Source organism: Nocardioides sp. YR527, assembly GCF_900101045.1.
Lineage (GTDB): Bacteria > Actinomycetota > Actinomycetes > Propionibacteriales > Nocardioidaceae > Nocardioides.
Window position 1 is genome coordinate 63,526 of the sequence record NZ_FNFN01000012.1, and the last position, 17,724, is coordinate 81,249.

Below are 17,724 nucleotides of genomic sequence, written 5' to 3' on the forward strand. Positions count from 1 at the left end.
CCGGCGGAGACGACTCACACGGCGAAAGGAATTTTCCTTCCACCAGCTGCCCCGCTCGCCCACCCCAGCGAAGCGATCAGCCGACTCCCAGACCCCTACCCGACCCGAACCTCCGCACCAAACCCCTGCCGCCGACCCGATAGCCAGCCAAATCTTTTCTCGGCGACGGCCGGTGTCAAGGATCGCCGAAGGCGACCGGCGTCAGCCGGCGGCCGCAGGCCGTCCTTTACTCCGGACGCCGCCGAGAACACCCTCCCCGAAAGGGTCGGCGGCAAACCCCAACCACAAAACACCCCGACCAAGAAGCGCCCGAAAGAAACTCAGGGCTCCAACGGCAACGGCAACCCCGGAGCAACCCCAGCGGTACGCACCTCGGTCCGCAACGGCCGGAACGGAACCACTGCATCCCCATCCCCGCTCATCACCACCGCAGCGTTGATCGAGACACCCTCGGGCACCAGCTGGATCAGGGCTGCTTCCGCGGGCACCTCGACCTCGGCACCGAGTCCGGGACCGACCTTGACGGACTTGGCCTTGAGCGCCTTGCCCTTCGCGTTCATCGGGATCACCTTGACGGTGCCGCTGGCCCCGGTCTTGGCGACCGGGCCGGAGATCACGACCCGCTTCTTGCCGACTCCGGCGCCGGCCGGGACGACGGCCGCGGTCGGCTCCGAGATGGTCTCGGTGGCCGTCGTGATCGCGACGTCACCGCCGTCGACCGAGCGCATCGCGGTGGCGACCGGGCCGGTGGCGACGATCTCGACGCCGTACGCGTCGCTGGCGCTGTCCTTGCCGAGCAGCTTGGTCAGGTCGACCTGCGTCTGCCCGTTGGGCGGCACCCTGATCTCCGGGGCGCCCTCCGGGGTGAGCACGTTCTTGGGAGTGAGCAGGCGCAGCTCGGCGCTCACCTGGGCATCGCCCGGGTTGGTGACGGTGAGCGTGCGGCTCGCGGAGCTGTTCGGGTAGCCGACCAGCAGGTTGGTCTCGGCCGGCGCCGACTGGCCTGGGAAGTAGTCCTCGGTGGCCTTCTGCGACTCCAGCGCGATGGCACGGTCACGGACCATCGCCCCGGCCTGGCCGCGTACGACCGTGGTCTTCAGGGAGAGCTCGCCCTTGCGCGGGATCACGTGCAGCAGGTCGAAGGTGCGGGTGGTGTTGCCGGGGATCGCGACGCCGCGGAGCTCCTCGGGGACCGCCACCACGCCCTTCTCGTCGTAGAGCGAGATGTCGACCGTGGCCGCGCCGCTGTTGGGGTTGGTGAGCTCGAGGATCGAGTTGTGGGTGGCACCCGCACCGACGCCGGGGAACCACGCCTCAGCCTGCGGGGGAATGCACCCCGTCGCCGCGAGCGGCTTGGTCGTCGAACGTCCGGCGACCAGCCCGGGGGCGACCTCCTTGCCCGCCTTGACCACGACCGAGCCGGGCTTGACCGACGCACTGGTGACCTTGCCGGACCCCACCGTGGTCTCCGCGCCGTTGCCGGCGCCCGGGCCGCTCAGCGTGACCTTGCCGGACCCGTCGGCGGCGTTGGTGACGGCGACCTGGTCGGCACCGGACTTCGGCTTGCCGGGGCACACCACGGTGGCTGCCGTAGGCGCGCTGCTGTCGGCGGCCAGCTTCGGCTGCTCCCACTGGTGGGGTCGGTTGAGCAGCAGCGCCACTGCCATCGCACCGACCAGACCCAGCGCCACCAGCACGGTGTTGTCGAGACGACGGCCGCGCTGCCTGCGTACGCGGCGCAGCCGGGGTCGCGCCGCGGCCGCTGCCGCTGCGGCAGCCGCCATCCGTCCGCCCTTGCCACGATCCGGCTCTGACTCCTGCTCGAGCTCCGGTTCCCCCGCCCGCATCTCGTCAGCGGTCGGCCAGGCCTCGAACTCCGGCTCGTAGGCGGGCTGGAACTCCCCGGTCCGGTAGTCACCTTCGTAGGGCGGCGGGTAGCCCGTCTGCGCGAGCATCTGTCCGGTCTCCGGACCGGGCACGTAGGGCTCCTGGGCGTAGAGCTGCTCCGGGGTGTAGCCCTCCGGCGGCGTCTGGGCCGTCTGACCCGTGTAGGGATCGGCATACGGGTCCAGCATCCACGGCTCCTGGCCGTAGACGTCGTCGGCCTGCGGCTCGTGCGAGCGGTCGTAGGGATCACGTGAATGGCTCATGCCGACTCCCTCCTCTGGATCAGCGTCGGCAGGCACAGGACCAGGACCACGAACAGCCCGATCCCGGACAGGACCAACAGGATCGTACGGATGATGGACTGCGACTCGGTCACGCCCGGGTCGCTCGGCTCGGAGTCGAGCAGCCACGCACGCGTCGAGCGCTCGACGGTGCTCGCCTGGGTCACCGACCCGGAGGCGTCGATCCCCTCGGCGACCGAGGAGTCGGCCGGACCGGGCATCACGATGTAGGCCACGCCCTGGGCGGCCAGATCACCGATCACCGCGTCGTCGGGATCGGCGGCGAGGCGGCGTACGACCCCGGTGAGCTCCTCGGAGCCACCGGCGACCTGCGCGATCTCGTCCTCACCGAGGGTGATCCCGTCGTTGCGGAGGACGGCGTAGCGGATGCCCTCGTCGACCGAGCCGCGCAGCACGAGGACACCGTCCTCCGGCCCGAGGGTGGTCGAGGTCGGGTCGAGCATGTAGGAGGGCACCCCGATGTGGCCGAGGGCCCGGGTGTTGTCGGTGAGGTTGCCGGTGCCGGCGTAGACGAACCAGCCGAGGCTGCCGACGACACCGACCGCCGCGACCGCAGCCGCCGCGCCGACCATCACCTTCCGCAGCCCGCTGAGGCCGTCGAGGATGGCGCCCTGGGCACCCAGCACCGCCGCGACCACCGCGAAGCCCTGGATGGCGACCAGCGGGAAGCCCCAGCCGACCCGGGCGATGCCGGCGTCGAGCGGGATCGGGATCCAGGACAGCAGCATCGTGACGACCGCGGTTGCGACCGCGCCGATCCAGCAGACCATGACCGGGATCCGGGTGCGGCTCGGGATCAGTGCGAGCACGGCCAGCAGCGGCAGCGCCAGGCCCAGCCACCACGGGGCGCCGAGATCGGCACCGTCGAGCCCGGTCAGACGGCCCACGAGCAGGTCGAACCCGCCCGCGGCCGGGGCCGGCAGCCTGCCCGGGTCGAGCAGCAGGCCGGCCCAGCCGCCGGAGAAGATCGCCGGCAGCCACCACGGGAGCAGCAGCCCGACCGGTGTCGCGATGGCCGCGGCGGGCGGACCCCACTGGTCGCGGTCACTGAGCACGGCGGGCATCAGCCGGCGGGCGACGATGAAGATGACCGCCGCGAAGACGGCCGCGACCAGGAAGGCCATCGGAGCGAAGGCGGTGATGACGGTGAGCAGCAGGCCGGTGCGCCACCCGGCGCGCCAACGGCGGTCGGCGACGGGATCGCTGAACCCGAGCGCGGCGTGGGCGAGCCAGGGCAGCAGCGCGCCGACGACGACCGCACCGATCCGGCCGTCACCGAAGGCACCGCTGACGTAGGGAACCAGGGCGTACGCCGTCGCGCCCCACAGCAGCAGCCAGCGAGGGGCACCCAGGTGGCTGATCAGCCGGCCCGCGACCCGCAGCAGCCGCCACGCGCCACCGAGCGCGACCGGGAAGCTGAGCAGCATGACGCCGGCGACCGCCAGGCTCGGGTTGCCGCCGAGGAATGTGGCGAGCACTGCCAGCGGGAAGACGTGCGGCGGCGCGGGCACCCCGGTGCCCTGCGAGATCGCGTGCCACGACTCGAACTGCAGCTGCCACCAGTCGCCCACGTTCTGCGGCGTCGGCCCGAGGCCGCTGCCGGCCACACCACCGAGCGCCGCACGGGCGCCGATGACGCCGAGGATGCCGATGACGACCAGGAGCACCGCGACCGGGTTGGTGAACAGACGCACCAGCCAACCGGTCTCGGCGGGGATCTCGTCCTCCTCCAGCTGAGCCCGCTCGGCCTGGCGCTTGGCGGCGAAGGAGGCCGGATCGGCCTCGGCCTGGGCCATCTGGCGCCGCTCGGCGATGTCGGAGGCCTGCTGGGTGATCGCGTTGGCGACGTCGGAGACGAAGTCGAGCCCGTGCCGGTAGGGCAGCCATGGTGGCGGCAGCAGCGCCTTGACCACGTCCTTGTCGGCGTGCGCCTGCTTCCGGCGCCGCCGCTTGGCCAGCATGATCTGGCCGGTGTGGCCGTAGATCCAGCCCAGCGCGCCCAGGTCGTCGAGCGCAGTCCCGGGATCGCGCACCAGGATGAAGCCGAGCATCCGCCACAGGGTCTGGAAGAAGAACCGGACCATCGTGAACGGGAGCATCCCCGGCCGGCCGTTGACCAGCAGGGTGTAGAGCGCGGCCCGTCGCTCCTGGTAGTGGATTCGGCGTCCGGTCAGCTGCGTCTTGCGTACGCCACGGTGGGCCGCCTCCACGTGGAAGACGACCGCGTCCGGGACGGCGATGGTCGTGAAGCCGGCGTTGGCGGCCCGCCAGCCGAGGTCCATGTCGGTGCCGAGGACCGGGAGGTGCTTGTCGAAGCCGCCGAGGTACTCGAGGACCTCGCGGCGGATCAGCATGCCGGCGGTGTTGACGGCCAGGACGCGGCGTACCTCGTCGTGCTGACCCTGGTCGTACTCGCCGCGCTCCAGGCCGGTCTCCCGGTTGCCGGTGACCGAGATCGAGACACCGAGCTCGAGCATCCGGCGCAGCGAGGGCCACTCCCGGATCTTGGGGCCTAGGATGTCGGCCTCCGGGTATTCCTCGGCGGCGTTGAGCAGGGTCGACAGCGCGTGCGGGTCGGGGGTGGAGTCGTCGTGGAGGAACCAGATCCACTCCGGCGGCTGGGCCGCCTGGTGGAGGATGGCGAGCGCCTCGTTGGCCGCGTCCGCGAACGTCGTCGACGCCGGGAGCTTGACCACCTGGGCGAAGGTCTCCTCCAGGATCTCGACCGACCTGTCGGTCGAGCCGGTGTCGATCGTGACGGCAAAGCTCACCGGAGCCTGCTGGTTCCGGATCCCGTCGATGACGGTTGGAAGCCAGCCGGCGCCGTTATGAGAGACGAGGACGAGGGCGACCGACGCGTGCACGATCGGCAACCCTAGTGCCCAACCGGTGATAGTCCGAATGGACCTGTCGGGCGATCGGGACACGCCCCCTCAGGTATTTGCCCCGAAATGATCAGCAGGCCCGGACCGTGACGGTCCGGGCCTTGCTGGCTCGTGCTTGGTTGCGACTGTCAGTGAATCTCAGACAGCGCGCTTCTTCAGCTTGCGGCGCTCCCGCTCGGAGAGTCCACCCCAGATTCCGAAGCGCTCGTCGTTGCCCAGAGCAGACTCAAGGCAGTCCTGGCGCACCTCGCAGGTCTGGCAGACCTTCTTGGCCTCCCGAGTCGATCCACCCTTCTCAGGGAAGAACGCCTCCGGATCCGTCTGCGCGCACAGGGCGCGCTCCTGCCAGCCCCCTTCGTCGGTGTCCGGCTCGAGGAGAAACAGCTCTCTCATCGTCTTTCCGACCTTTCGACCCTATTCAGCTTGTTTTTGGGACCGTGACCCCGTCTCGGGCCAGTCACCTCACGCCATCGGCAGGTAACCGATCCCCCCGTTTTTTGCGGGAACTGCCTCTAGTTACGACCTGGGCCGTCACTTTGATGCAGTTCCCTGACGAAATTTTCCCGAGATATCCAAGCACTGTCTCCACAGTTGTCGGTCCCCGGTTCAATTTCGAATCACACTGATGAAATTACATGCCTGTCGGTGCCACAAGTCAACCCTCAAATCTGCTAGGGCGGCATTAGCACCGGCTTTAAGCACCGGCTGGAGCAGGGTTGCTGGCCCCGTCTGAGAGGCTAGGGCCATGCGTGACATCACCGTTCTCTCCGGCGGCCATGGCGGCTCGAAGTTCATCTCCGGGCTCCTCCACGGCATCTCTGCCGGCCGTGTTCCAGGCATTAGGGAAGATGCCCGGGTCACCGTGATCGCCAATACCGCCGACGACCTGTGGATGCACGGCGTCAAGGTCTGTCCCGACCTCGACACGGTGATGTACACCCTTGGCAACGGATTCGACCACGAGCGCGGCTGGGGCCGCAAGGCCGAGACCTGGTCGATCAAGGACGAGCTCGAGGCCTACGGGGTGCCCGGGACCTGGTTCGGGCTCGGCGACCGAGACATCGCCACCCATCTCGTACGCACCCAGATGATCGAGGCCGGGTTCTCGTTGTCGCAGGTCACCGCCGCGTTGTGCGAACGCTGGCTGAAGCCTGTATGGGGCGACCGCGTGCAATTGCTGCCGATGACCGACGACCGTGTCGAGACCCATGTGGCGATCAAAGACGAGAATTCACCCAGTGGACTCTCAGTCGTTCACTTCCAGGAATACTGGGTACGTCTCCGGGCCGGCGAACCGGTCGAGAAACTGATCTTCGTGGGGCAGGACGAGTCGAAACCCGGACCCGGGGTGATGGACGCGTTGCTGAATTCCGACCTCGTGATCGTGCCCCCGTCCAACCCGGTGGTCTCGATCGGGACCATCCTCGGCGTACCCGGGATCCGGGAGGGCCTGGTCGCCACCTCGGCCCCCGTGGTGGGGATCTCGCCGATCATCAGCGGTCATCACGTACGCGGCATGGCGGAGCAGATGCTCGCCGCCATCGGCGTCGACGCGACCGCTGCTGGAGTCGGTCTGCATTACGGGACGCGGGGCGCGGGCGGGGTCCTCGACGGCTGGCTCGTCGACACCGCGGACGCCGCCGCGGTCCCCGCGCTCACCGAGTCGGGACTGAAGGCGGCGGCCGTCCCGCTGTGGATGTCCTCCGAGGGCGCGACCGCCGACATCGCCGCCGCCGCGGTCGAGCTGGTCAACCGATGACGCGGCCCACGAACGGGCCGATGAGCGGACTGGGCATCACCGTCACCGCGCCCGACGGCGTACCCGAGGTGCGTAAGGGCGACGACCTCGCCGCCCTGCTCCTCGACGCCCTGGAGTCCCCGCTGGCCGACGGGGACATCGTCGTGGTCACCTCGAAGGTCGTCTCCAAGGCCGAAGGTCAGGTGCGGGAGGGCAACCGGGACGACGCGCTCCCCGGCGAGACGACGCGGGTGGTGGCCCGACGCGGGCCGACGCAGATCGTGCGCAGCCGGCTGGGGCTGACCATGGCCGCCGCCGGCATCGACGCCTCCAACGTCGAGGCCGGCCACATCGTGCTGCTCCCCCTGGACCCCGATGCCTCAGCGCGGGCCCTGCGCGCCACGCTCCGCGACCGAACCGGCGCGAACGTCGGGGTGATCATCACCGACACCGCCGGACGCGCTTGGCGCGACGGGCAGACCGACATCGCCATCGGCGCCGCCGGTCTCGAGGTGCTGGAAAGCTTCGCCGGCCAGGTCGACGCCTACGGCAACGATCTCGTCGTCACCGCCCCCGCCGTCGTCGACGAGATCGCATCGGCGGCCGAGATCTCCCAGGGCAAGCTGGGCGCGCGGCCGTTCGCGGTCCTGCGCGGCCGGGCGGACCTCGTCCGCGAGCCCGGCGACGACGGACCGGGAGCGAGCGCGCTCATCCGCCCCGAGGGTTCGGACTTCTTCGGCTTCGGGGCCCGGGAGGCCGTCGTACGCGCTCTGAAGGGTGCCGCCGCGGACCAAGCTCCGTTCGGTGCGCCGGCGAGCGTCGAGGAGCTCTCCGCGGCCGTCACGGAGGTGACCGGGACCGCCCCCGTCCCGCACCAGGACGGGCTTCGGGTGGCCGGAGCCGACCCCGCGGTGATGGCCGCGCTGGCCTTCGCCCACGGCTGGCGGTGCGAGCGCGAGGAGAAGAATCACGGGGCAACTTCCCTTCTGCTACCACTGACCACCTAGAATCTGCGCGTCCCGACAAAAGACCCGAGGTACGCCGAACAGTGGCCAACAAGTCGCTCAACAAAGACCGCAAGGCGGTCATCAACGACATCCGCAAGAAGCAGGGTCGCGCAGAGCGCGTCCGTGGTGCGGCGATCGTCGGTGTCTGCGTCGTCATCGCCCTCGTGATCGTGGGTGCCGCAGCGTGGGGCCCGGTCACGGGCTTCTTCAAGGACAGGGAGTTCGACGAAGTCGCGCTGCAGGACATCGGCCAGAGCGCGAAGGCCGCCGGCTGCCAGAAGGTGACCGAGATGGCCGCCGACGGCAACCAGAACCACATCGCCACCGGCACCGAGCAGACCTACACCACTGCTCCCCCGGCCTTCGGTCCGCACTGGAACGAGGCCAACGTCGCGCCGGCCGACATGTCGCGCAAGTTCTACACCGCCGACGACCGCCCCGACCTCGAGGCGCTGGTGCACAACCTCGAGCACGGCTACACGATCGTGTGGTACGACGACACCGTCTCCGAGGACGAGCTGGACGAGCTCCGGGCCATCGGCCAGAAGTTCTCCGGCACCTCCAACTTCCGCTACAAGTTCATCGCGGCCCCGTGGACCGCTGCCGACGCCAAGGAGACCGCGGTCGCCGGCGACAAGAAGACCGAGTTCCCCTCGGGCACCCACATCGCCATGACCCACTGGTACGCCGACGCCGCCAACCCGACCGAGGCGTCCACCCAGAAGGGCGTCTTCCAGTACTGCGAGGGTGTCTCCGGCGAGGCGATCAAGGACTTCATGGAGAAGTACCCCTACACCGACAGCCCCGAGGCCCAGGCCATGTGAGACCTTGCCGAGTCGGCGCATCTGCCCCCGTGCCTCGCGAAGCGAAGCGAGCGAGAGGGGGCGGATGCGCCGACTCGGCATTTCAGGTGAGGTCGGTGCGGTCGGAGTCCTTGAGGGCGGCGACGATCTTCTTGACCTGCTGGGCGTGGGTGCGGGTGGTGACCAGGACGGCGTCGTCGGTGTCCACGACGACGATGTCCTCGAGGCCGATGAGGGCGATCATGCGGCCCGAGTGGGGTACGACGAGGCCGGTGGAGTCGAGGGCGTGGACGAGCGAGTCGTCACCGAGGATCGTGGGGCCCTCGGGCGAGGCGGTGGCGGCGGCCTGGAGCAGCGTCGCCAGCGAGTCGAAGTCGCCGATGTCGTCCCAGCCGAGATCGGCGGGCACCGTGGCGACCTTGCCGGCGGCGGCAGCGGGCTCGGCGACCGCATGGTCGACCGCGATCTTCGGGAGCGTATCCCACAGCTCCTCGAGCCGTGACGGGTCGGCGGCGATGGCCCGCAGCCGGTCGGTGAAGCCCGGGTCCGACTCCGCGAGCAGGTCGAGGAGGACGGTGGGACGCACCACGAACATCCCGGCGTTCCAGCGGTAGCGGCCGGTCGCGAGATACCCGGCGGCGACCTCGGCCGACGGCTTCTCGACGAACTCGTCGACCAGGTAGGCGCCCGGGTGACCGTCCAGCGCCTTGCCCTCGGCGATGTAACCGAACGCGGTCGAGGCGAAGGTCGGCGAGATCCCGATCGTGACCAGCCAGCCGTCCGCGGCGATGGCCGCGGCGCTGCGTACGGTCTCGTGGAAGTTGTCGATGTTGCGGATCACGTGGTCGGCCGCGAAGGAGCCCATCACGGCCTCCGGGTCGCGCCGCTCCAAGAAGGCTGCGGCCAGGCCGATAGCGGCCATCGAGTCGCGCCCGCTCGGCTCGGCCAGGATCGCGTCGTGCGGCACCTCGGGCAGCTGCTCGCACACGGCCCGCTCGTGGACCGCGCCGGTCACCACCATGATGCCGTCGGAGACGGGCTCGAGGCGGTCGTAGGTCTCCTGCAGGAGGGTACGTCCGTGGCCGGTGAGGTCGCGCAGGAACTTCGGCTCCGAGGACCGCGAGAGCGGCCACAGCCGGGTGCCGGCACCACCAGCGGGGATCACTGCCCAGAACGTCATGCCGCCACCTCCGTAGGGCACGTCGAAGAATACGGAGGTGGCGGCATGATGGACCCGCTGGTCGCTCGCTGGCGCTCGCTCATGCCGCACACCTTAGGGTCTGTGTGTGACCAGCTTTCCCGAGACCCTCGCCCGAGCCCTGCGGACCGCCCCGGGCAGCCCGTTCGTGACGTTCTACGACGAGGCGAGCGGCGAGCGCCAGGAGCTCTCGACCACCACGTACGCCAACTGGGTGGCCAAGGCGTCCGGCCTCCTCCTCGACGAGCACGGCCTCGAGCGCGGGGACAGCATCCGGATCGACCTGCCCACCCACTGGCTGGCCACCGTGTTCCTCGGCGCCGCCTGGAACACCGGACTCGTGGTGACCGACTCCGAGAGCCCCGACGCCGTCGTGTGCGGTCCCGAGACCCTGCCCGCCTGGGCGGACGGCGCTGGGAAGCGGCCGACCCTGGCGTGCTCCCTGCTCCCCTTCGGCGTACGTTTCGCCGACCCGCTCCCCCAGGGCGTGCACGACGTCGGCATCGAGGTCTGGGGGCAGCCGGACGCCTTCACCCCCTTCGACCCGCCGGCCGCGGACGACACCGCCACCTCGTGGGCCGGCGTCGAGACCAGCCACGCCGACCTGTTCGGTGGCGGGAAGGCCGATCGGCTGCTCTCCCCCGTCCCCTCGGCCTCCCCGGCCGGCGCCGAGCTGCTGGCCGCCCTGCTCGCCGGTGGCGGCTCGCTGGTGCTGGCGACCAACGCGACCGACGATCGCCTCGCCGCCCTCGCGGAGGCCGAGCGCGCTCAGCCGAACTGGTCGTAGCCCCGCACGACGCCCATCTGGGTCTTCCGGTCCCAGCCGCCGCTCTGGTTGTGCTCGTAGGCGAACCACATCCCGTCGGACTTACGACGTAGCAGCAGGTCGCCGCCGGTGGAGGCACCGCGCAGGTCCTTGGTCGCGAGGATGAAGTCGAAGGCACTGGCGTCGATCCCGGGGTCGGAGTAGGTGGTCAGGCCCCCGGGGCCGTTGGTGCGGAAGATCAGCAGCTTGCTGGCGGTCCTGAAGATCGCCTCCGGCGAGCCGTCGTCGTTGTAGAAACGGCCGGCTCCGATGACCTGGGTCGAGCCGCTCACTGCGCTGCGCATCCGGTAGGAAGCCCCCAGTGAGCTGGTGCCGCGGCCGGGCCAGACCCGGATCTCGCCGTTGGAGTGCTTGCCCACGATGTCGGGCCAGCCGTCGCCGGTGATGTCGCTGACCACGTCGATGACCGAGACGGACTGGAAGTTGCGTCCGATGATGACGCCGGTGGCGAACGTCTCGGTCCCGTTGCCGCGGTTGACCCGGATCGTGCCGTCGGTGTGGCGGATCAGGATGTCGCCGTCGCCGTCGCGGTCCCAGTCACCGGCGTTCATCAAGGTGGCCGAGGTGCCGCCGATCAGGTTGGTCGCCCGCGGCGTACCGAAGCGGGCGTTGCCGTCGGTACGGAGCACGACGATCCGCCGGTCGCTGGACCGCCGGGCGACCAGGTCCGGGTAGCCGCGGCCGCTGATCTGCGACTGCAGCTCGCGCGCCGACCAGCTCGCCTGCTTCGAGCCCGCCTGCGAGCGGATCGTGCTCAGCTTGGCGTAGAGGTAGCGGCCCGGGCACGCGGTGGAGCCGGCGTCGCGATGGCCCATGATCGCGTGCGAGAAGGTGCGGTCACCGATCTTGGTGGAGCCCTTGTTGCCGCGGACACCGTGCAGCGACAACTTCCACGCGAACAGCGATCCGAAGGCGTTCACCAGCGCGGTCGGGGGCGCGGCGTTGTCGAAGTTGCCGATCGCGGAGGCACCGAAGCCGTAGCTGTTGTAGCCCGAGGTGTGGGCACCCACGACGGGGCGGTCGACGCCGCCATAGCGCCCCTCCCAGATCCGGCCATACTTGTCGAGCAGGAAGTTGTAGCCGATGTCGCGCCAGCCCCGGCTCTTCACGTGGTAGGTGTAGATGCTCCGGATGATCCCCGGCACCTGCGCCTTGGTGTAGGAGTTCGTGTTGACGGTGTGGTGCACGAACCCGCCGCGGACCTCGTGGTAGTCGGGCGGTCCGGCCTCGCGCACGCTCTCGTCGGCGCCCCACTGGCGACGGCTGTAGATGCTGGGCTTGGCGGTGTAGGCGGCCGCCGACAGCGTCGCCGCCTCCCCCTCCTCGGATCTCGTGGCGCCCTGGGCACCCTCGGCCGGCTCCGGTGCGTCATCGGCACCGGTCTCGATCTCGGGTGACTCGCTGCGGCTCGCGTCCGCCTCGCCGGGCGTGATCACCGCCAGCCTGAGATCGGCCGGCACCTGGGCACCGGTCAGCCGCAGCCGGGTCTGCACCTGGTCGACCTCGCCGACGATCGCCTCCATGGTGCCCGGCCTCGACCCGGCGGCCTCCGCGGAGCTCGGGTCAGGAGCATGGTCGTCGAGGTGGACGTCCAGCGCCTGCCAGTCGCTCCACGTGCCGTCCTCCAGAGTGCGTACGTCGGCCCCGACCGCATCCTCCGGAACGACCGCACCGGGCGCCCAGGTGAGTCCGACCGTCCCGAAGCCGTCCACCGGCTGCGGGAGGCTGGTGACGGTCACCGCATCGCCCCGGGAGGCGGCCTTCGTGGCCTCAGCGGTGATCCGTCCGGGCACGCGGCGCGAGGACGGTGCGGTCAGCGAGATCTCCTCGAGGTGGGCGTCGACCGGGGCCGCGGGCACCTGCGCCGCCGACGGCGCCGCCACCTGGCTCCCGGAGACGGGGACGTCTCCGGGGCGGACCACCTTCAGGTCGACGACCGTGCTCGCCGGGACCAGCGCGGCCAGGACGAACCCCAGCACGAGCAGCTGCTGGGTCGAGGCGACATAGCGCGACCGAGCACGTTCGACGTCGCTCGACTGCTCTTCTCCGGCCTGCGAAAGCACGTATGGATCCCCCTGGTTCCGTAACACCAGGGAACATCTTTCACATCAGCAACATGGGTTGGGAAGAGCCCGCAAAGAACTACAAACCTGTAATTCTTCGCGGGCTCTCGCCGTGCTGGACAGACTCAGACTTCGGCGCCAAGGGCGCTGTCGGCAGCCTCGAGCTGCCTGAGCTTGGCCGATCCCTTGGCGTCGTCCTCACCGTAGTGGAGGTACTCGATGCCTTCGTCGACGTCGCCGTCGAAGACCAGGCGGCCCTTCTCCAGGCAGATGACGCGGTCACACATCCGCTTGACCGAGCCGGCGGCGTGGCTGACGTAGACCACGGTGCGGCCGCTGTCGCGGATCTCCTCCATCTTCTCCATGCACTTCTTCTTGAAGGGCTTGTCACCGACGGCGAGAACCTCGTCGGCGAGGAAGATGTCGGAGTCGATGTGGACGGCGACCGAGAACCCCAGGCGCGAGTACTGCCCCGAGGAGTAGTTGCCGACCGGGGAGTTGAGGTGGTCACCGAGCTCGGCGAAGTTCACCACGTCGTCGTAGATCGCCGCCGTCTCCTCGGCGGAGAGCCCGTAGATCGCCGCGTTGAGGAAGATGTTCTCGCGCCCGGACAGCTGCGGGTGGAAGCCCGCACCGGTCGCGATCAGGCCGGCGATCTGGCCACGCGTCTTCACGACACCCTGGTCGGGACGCATCACCCCGCTGATCAGCTTCAGCAGGGTCGACTTGCCCGAGCCGTTGAGGCCCATCAGGCCGACCGACTCGCCCTGCTTGATCGTGAAGGTGACGTCGTCGAGCGCCTTGAAGGTGTTGGAGACCGCCCGTCCCTTCATCTTGGCGACGGTGATGTCCTTGATGCTGCGGTGGTAGCGGAGCGTGAAGTTCTTGGTGACTCCGTCCACCACGATCGAGTCGGCTGTCATGTCAGGCGCTCCGGAATCTTGTTCTCGTGCTTGCTGAAGACCAGCTGGGCGATCACCAGCAGAACCAGCGAGGCACCGAACGCGCCCAGGCCCCACATCCACAGATGCTCGGGCAGATGCTTGGCGGCCGTCTCCTCGGGATTCGGGGTCACCCCGACCCAGAAGGCCTGCTGGAAGAGCAGCACGGCGTCCGCGATCGGGTTGAGCAGGTAGATCCAGGCCTTGTCCCCCAGCGCACCCTCGATCATCGAGAACGGGTACATCATCGGTACGCCGAACCGGATGTAGTTGGTCAGGATGTTGACCGCGCTGCCGAAGTCCCGGAAGAAGACGTTGGCGAGGCTGAAGACCAGCGCCAGGGCGGTGCCCAGCGCCATCACGATGCCGAGCGCGAGCAGGAGCGAGGGAACCGTCTCCCAGGTCGGCGTCCATCCGCTGAACAGGCAGACGACCACCAGGATCAGGGTCGCCGGCACCAGGTGGTAGAGCGAGACCAGCATCGAGGCGACCGGGAACATCTCCTTCGGCATCGCCATCTTCTTCAGCAGTCCCTTGTTGCCGAGCAGGGAGCGGGTCCCTGCCCCGAAGGTCTCGGTGAAGAAGTGGACGATGACGAGCCCGGCGAACAGGTGGACCGGGTAATTGTCCATCCCCTTGTCGGCGCCCATGATCTTGCCCATGAAGATCCAGTAGACGCAGAACTGCGTCAACGGGTTGATGTAGGACCAGAAGACGCCCAGGATCGAGTTGGAGTAGCGACCGCTGATCTCCCGCTGCACGAGCAGCTTGAGGAGGTAGCGGCGCTTGAAGACCGACAGCAGACCGAGGTTCTCCGCCGGAGGTGCCAGCGGCGCGTCGACGATCCGTACGGGGCGTTCATCAACTCCGGTTGCCATCGGTCCCCTTCTCCTCAGCGGCCGACCACGGCTCGAAGGTCTTCTCCCAGGCCTCGGGCGAGGTGAAGTCGCCGAGCTTGGAGCGGTACTCCTCGGCCAGCTTCGGCCACTGGCGCTTGAGCCGGCGGTGCACCTTGACGGTGTCCTTCAGCATCTGGTTGAAGAGCTTCTTGTCGCGGCGGTAGAAGGCAGCGCCCTGCTGGTCGTTCATCGACACGATGGCGCTGTCGTACTTGGTGATCCGGTACCACTGGTTGTCCATCGCGGCGAGCTCGGCCTCGGGGAACTCCGTGGAGAGCTTGCGCGGCTTCATGATCTGCCGGATCGGCGCCTTGAGCGCGGCCAGCTTGACCTCGCGGTTGGTCGGGACCTCGGTGTCCTCCTTGCCCTTGCGCGGCGGCTTGTGGCGGCGCACGGGCGGGAACTCTTCACGGTCGGCCTTGAGCTGAGCGTCCGAGTAGTCCTTGACCATCTCGCGTACGGCGGGAAGCTGGGTCGCGAGGGTCTCGTGCAGCTTCTCGGGGCCGGCGAGGACGTCGAGCAGCGCCTGGTGGCGCAGCAGGACCGTCGAGTACTGCATCGAGACCAGGTGCTTGATCTGGTGCGAGAACGACTCGGTGACCATCCGGCCGCCGTCGTCGTAGATCGAGTGCAGCAGCGCGGCCACGAAGCGGTTGCGCTGGTGGAAGTAGGACTGCCAGTCGAGGGCGTCGTTCTTGTCGGTCCACGGGACGTGCCACACGGCCGCACCCGGGAAGGACACCGTCGGGAAGCCGGCCGCCTTGGCGCGCAGGCCGTACTCGGAGTCGTCCCACTTGATGAAGACCGGCAGCGAGAGCCCGATCTCCTCGATCACCTTGCGCGGGATCAGGCACATGAACCAGCCGTTGAAGTCCACGTCGACGCGCTTGTGCAGCCAACGGGTCGAGCGCAGGTTGCGGGCGCCGAAGTCCCAGTCGCCGTAGACGCCGGGAGCCGACTGCCACCAGAACCGCCACGGCTGGACGATCTCGCCGTAGGAGTGCAGGCGGGACTTGGCGTAGAGCGAGAACATGTGGCCGCCGACGATGGTCGGCCGCTTGGCGAGGTCACCGAAGGTGACCGCGCGGATGATGCCCTCGGGCTCGCAGACGACGTCGTCGTCCATCATCAGGGCGTACGTCGCGGTGCCCTTGCGCAGCGACTCGAGCTGACCACGCGCGTAGCCGCCGGAGCCGCCCAGGTTGCCCTGCTCGATGATGTGCAGCAGGTCGCCCAGGGCCTTCTCGGCCGCCGGGAACTCGACGTCGTCGGCGACCTTCTTGGTGCCCTGCTCCATCACGAAGACGGTGTCGAGGTAGGGGCGCAGCTGCTCGTCCTCGCCCATCTGCGCGAGCAGCTTGGCGCAGAAGTCGGGCTTGTTCATCGTGGTGACGCAGATGTCGACGGTGCCGTGCTCGGCACGGTCGTCGGGGACCTCCGCGGTCCACTCGGCCGAGGTGATGACGGCGTCCTCGTCGGAGGCGACGACGTCGTACCAGTACCAGCCACCGTCGACGAACGGCTTCAGCGGCAGGTCGAAGGTGAAGGTGCCCTCGGGGTTGGTGCCGGTGTCGGCGGCGTCGACGCGCTGCGAGCGGCCGTTGGCCATCGACTTGTAGACGATGACGCTCGCGCCGCGACCCTGCAGCGCGACGGTCAGCTTCACGCTGTCGACCACGGTGTGCCGGCGCCAGTAGCTGGCCGGGAACGCGTTGAAGTAGGTGCCGAGCGAGAGCCGCTCGCTCTTCAGGATCCGCAGCGCCGTACGCGACTCGATCTGGTCGGGGTGGATCTGGGTGCCGTCGTTGATCGACTGACGGATCTGGGCGTTGTTCAGCGCCTGGGCCGTCTTGTCGGAGCCGACCTCGTACTTGTCGGCGTCGAGGATGGCAGCCTGGTTGTCGACGTAGAGCGGGAGTACGTCGGAGTCACGGTCCAGGGGCAGGATCTGCCGCTGGAGCAGTCGGGTCACGCTCATTCGTCAACGCCTCCGGAGGTGAGCGGGGTGCCGTCCTCGAAGTGGGGACGGAGCTTGTTCTCGAACATGGTGAGCGCGGACGCGATCGCCATGTGCATGTCCAGGTACTTGTAGGTGCCGAGTCGGCCGCCGAAGAGCACCATCGGCTCCTTCTTGGCCAGGTCGCGGTAGACCAGGATCTTCTCGCGGTTGTCGGCGGTGTTGATCGGGTAGTACGGCTCGTCACCCTCCTGGGCGAAGCGGCTGTACTCCTTGACCACGATCGTCTTGCCGGGCTTGTAGCGGTCGGCCCGCTCGGGGTGGAGGTGCTTGAACTCCAGCTCACGGGTGAAGGGGACCTCGGGGTCGTTGGCGTTGACCACGCCGGTGCCCTGGTAGTCGTCCACGTCGAGGATCTCGGACTCGAGGTCCACGGTGCGCCAGGAGAGCTTGCCGGCGGAGAAGTCGAAGTACTCGTCGACCGGGCCGGTGTAGACGATCGGGACCTTGCCCTTGTAGTCGTCGACCACGGTGAAGAAGTCGGTGTCGAGCTTGACCTCGATGTTGGGGTGGTCGGCCATCCGCTGCAGCCACGCGGTGTAGCCGTCGACCGGGAGACCCTCGTACTTGTCGTTGAAGTAACGGTTGTCGAAGGTGTAGCGGACCGGGAGGCGCGTGATGATGTCGGGCGACAGCTCCGTCGGGTCCTTCTCCCACTGCTTGGCGGTGTAGCCCTTGATGAACGCCTCGTAGAGCGGGCGGCCGATCAGCGAGATCGCCTTCTCCTCGAGGTTCTTGGCGTCCTCGGTGTTGAACTCGGAGGCCTGCTCCGCGATCAGCGCGCGGGCCTCGTCGGGGGTGTGCGACTTCCCGAAGAAGGAGTTGATCAGCGCGAGGTTCATCGGCAGGGAGTAGACCTGCCCCTTGTACTTCCCGAACACCTTGTGCTTGTAGTCGGTGAACTCGGTGAACTTCCGCACGTAGTCCCACACCTTCTCGTTGGAGGTGTGGAAGAGGTGGGTGCCGTACTTGTGCACCTCGATGCCGGTCTCCTCGTCGAACTCGGAGTAGGCGTTTCCACCGATGTGCGGACGGCGCTCGATGATGAGCACCTTCTTGTCCAGCTCGGTGGCGGCGCGCTCGGCGATGGTGAGGCCGAAGAGGCCGGAGCCGACGACGACGAGGTCAGGAGTGGTTTCAGGGAAGGACACGATCGCT

The 17,724-nt window shown here is 68.7% G+C and carries 13 protein-coding genes; 4 read left to right on the plus strand and 9 right to left on the minus strand.

The annotated features are described in order from the left end of the window. Positions 1-320: 320 nt before the first annotated feature. The 3 genes from BLT25_RS27415 to BLT25_RS27425 all read right to left on the minus strand — a co-directional run bounded on the left by BLT25_RS27415 (position 321) and on the right by BLT25_RS27425 (position 5,467). On the minus strand, positions 321-2,150 hold the full coding sequence (locus BLT25_RS27415; protein WP_091052680.1) for a DUF5719 family protein: 1,830 nt from the start codon (positions 2,148-2,150) through the stop codon (positions 321-323). Then, entirely contained in the window at positions 2,147-5,053 is a 2,907-nt protein-coding gene (locus BLT25_RS27420) for a glycosyltransferase family 2 protein (RefSeq protein ID WP_176884340.1), read from the minus strand. The genes BLT25_RS27415 and BLT25_RS27420 overlap by 4 nt, the downstream gene beginning before the upstream one ends. Positions 5,054-5,212: 159 nt before the next feature. Further along, entirely contained in the window at positions 5,213-5,467 is a 255-nt protein-coding gene (locus tag BLT25_RS27425; RefSeq protein WP_008361238.1) for a WhiB family transcriptional regulator, read from the minus strand. A gap of 352 nt (positions 5,468-5,819) precedes the next feature. Between BLT25_RS27425 and cofD the strand changes: the two genes are divergently transcribed. The 3 genes from cofD to BLT25_RS27440 are packed head-to-tail and all read left to right on the plus strand — an operon-like array spanning position 5,820 to position 8,643. Continuing rightward, a complete protein-coding gene (gene cofD / locus BLT25_RS27430; RefSeq protein ID WP_091052683.1) occupies positions 5,820-6,833 on the plus strand; it encodes a 2-phospho-L-lactate transferase in 1,014 nt (337 codons plus the stop codon). Next, entirely contained in the window at positions 6,830-7,819 is a 990-nt protein-coding gene (locus tag BLT25_RS27435) for a coenzyme F420-0:L-glutamate ligase (RefSeq protein WP_256328825.1), read from the plus strand. Before cofD ends, BLT25_RS27435 begins: the two co-directional genes overlap by 4 nt. Before the next feature lie 41 nt (positions 7,820-7,860). After that, complete coding sequence (locus BLT25_RS27440) at positions 7,861-8,643, plus strand: DUF3105 domain-containing protein (protein WP_091052686.1); 783 nt, start codon at positions 7,861-7,863, stop codon at positions 8,641-8,643. Between the two features lie 82 nt (positions 8,644-8,725). Here the strand turns inward: BLT25_RS27440 and BLT25_RS27445 are convergent, their stop codons facing one another. Continuing rightward, positions 8,726-9,802 (minus strand): mannose-1-phosphate guanylyltransferase, encoded by a 1,077-nt coding sequence (locus BLT25_RS27445; RefSeq protein ID WP_091052688.1) that lies wholly within the window; start codon positions 9,800-9,802, stop codon positions 8,726-8,728. A gap of 106 nt (positions 9,803-9,908) precedes the next feature. Between BLT25_RS27445 and BLT25_RS27450 the strand changes: the two genes are divergently transcribed. Then, the gene (locus BLT25_RS27450) at positions 9,909-10,607 is read left to right on the plus strand and encodes a TIGR03089 family protein (RefSeq protein ID WP_091052690.1); all 699 of its coding nucleotides are present in this window, start codon (positions 9,909-9,911) and stop codon (positions 10,605-10,607) included. On the opposite strand, the gene BLT25_RS27455 is transcribed toward BLT25_RS27450, so the two are convergent. The 5 genes from BLT25_RS27455 to glf form a co-directional block, all read right to left on the minus strand. Then, complete coding sequence (locus BLT25_RS27455; protein WP_091052691.1) at positions 10,589-12,709, minus strand: N-acetylmuramoyl-L-alanine amidase; 2,121 nt, start codon at positions 12,707-12,709, stop codon at positions 10,589-10,591. The genes BLT25_RS27450 and BLT25_RS27455 overlap by 19 nt on opposite strands. Before the next feature lie 125 nt (positions 12,710-12,834). Further along, a complete protein-coding gene (locus BLT25_RS27460; protein WP_091052693.1) occupies positions 12,835-13,632 on the minus strand; it encodes an ABC transporter ATP-binding protein in 798 nt (265 codons plus the stop codon). Next, on the minus strand, positions 13,629-14,528 hold the full coding sequence (locus BLT25_RS27465; protein WP_091052694.1) for an ABC transporter permease: 900 nt from the start codon (positions 14,526-14,528) through the stop codon (positions 13,629-13,631). Before BLT25_RS27465 ends, BLT25_RS27460 begins: the two co-directional genes overlap by 4 nt. Then, positions 14,512-16,527 (minus strand): glycosyltransferase, encoded by a 2,016-nt coding sequence (locus BLT25_RS27470; protein WP_091052696.1) that lies wholly within the window; start codon positions 16,525-16,527, stop codon positions 14,512-14,514. Before BLT25_RS27470 ends, BLT25_RS27465 begins: the two co-directional genes overlap by 17 nt. Further along, positions 16,524-17,717 (minus strand): UDP-galactopyranose mutase, encoded by a 1,194-nt coding sequence (glf, locus tag BLT25_RS27475; protein WP_091052698.1) that lies wholly within the window; start codon positions 17,715-17,717, stop codon positions 16,524-16,526. Before glf ends, BLT25_RS27470 begins: the two co-directional genes overlap by 4 nt. Positions 17,718-17,724 lie beyond the last annotated feature (7 nt).

Coding starts and splice junctions, on each gene's coding strand:
- BLT25_RS27415 (WP_091052680.1), bottom strand. CDS start 2,150: ATGAGCCATTCACGTGATCCCTACGACCGCTCGCACGAGCCGCAGGCC.
- BLT25_RS27425 (WP_008361238.1), bottom strand. CDS start 5,467: ATGAGAGAGCTGTTTCTCCTCGAGCCGGACACCGACGAAGGGGGCTGG.
- cofD (WP_091052683.1), top strand. CDS start 5,820: ATGCGTGACATCACCGTTCTCTCCGGCGGCCATGGCGGCTCGAAGTTC.
- BLT25_RS27435 (WP_256328825.1), top strand. CDS start 6,830: ATGACGCGGCCCACGAACGGGCCGATGAGCGGACTGGGCATCACCGTC.
- BLT25_RS27445 (WP_091052688.1), bottom strand. CDS start 9,802: ATGACGTTCTGGGCAGTGATCCCCGCTGGTGGTGCCGGCACCCGGCTG.
- BLT25_RS27460 (WP_091052693.1), bottom strand. CDS start 13,632: ATGACAGCCGACTCGATCGTGGTGGACGGAGTCACCAAGAACTTCACG.
- BLT25_RS27465 (WP_091052694.1), bottom strand. CDS start 14,528: ATGGCAACCGGAGTTGATGAACGCCCCGTACGGATCGTCGACGCGCCG.
- BLT25_RS27470 (WP_091052696.1), bottom strand. CDS start 16,527: ATGAGCGTGACCCGACTGCTCCAGCGGCAGATCCTGCCCCTGGACCGT.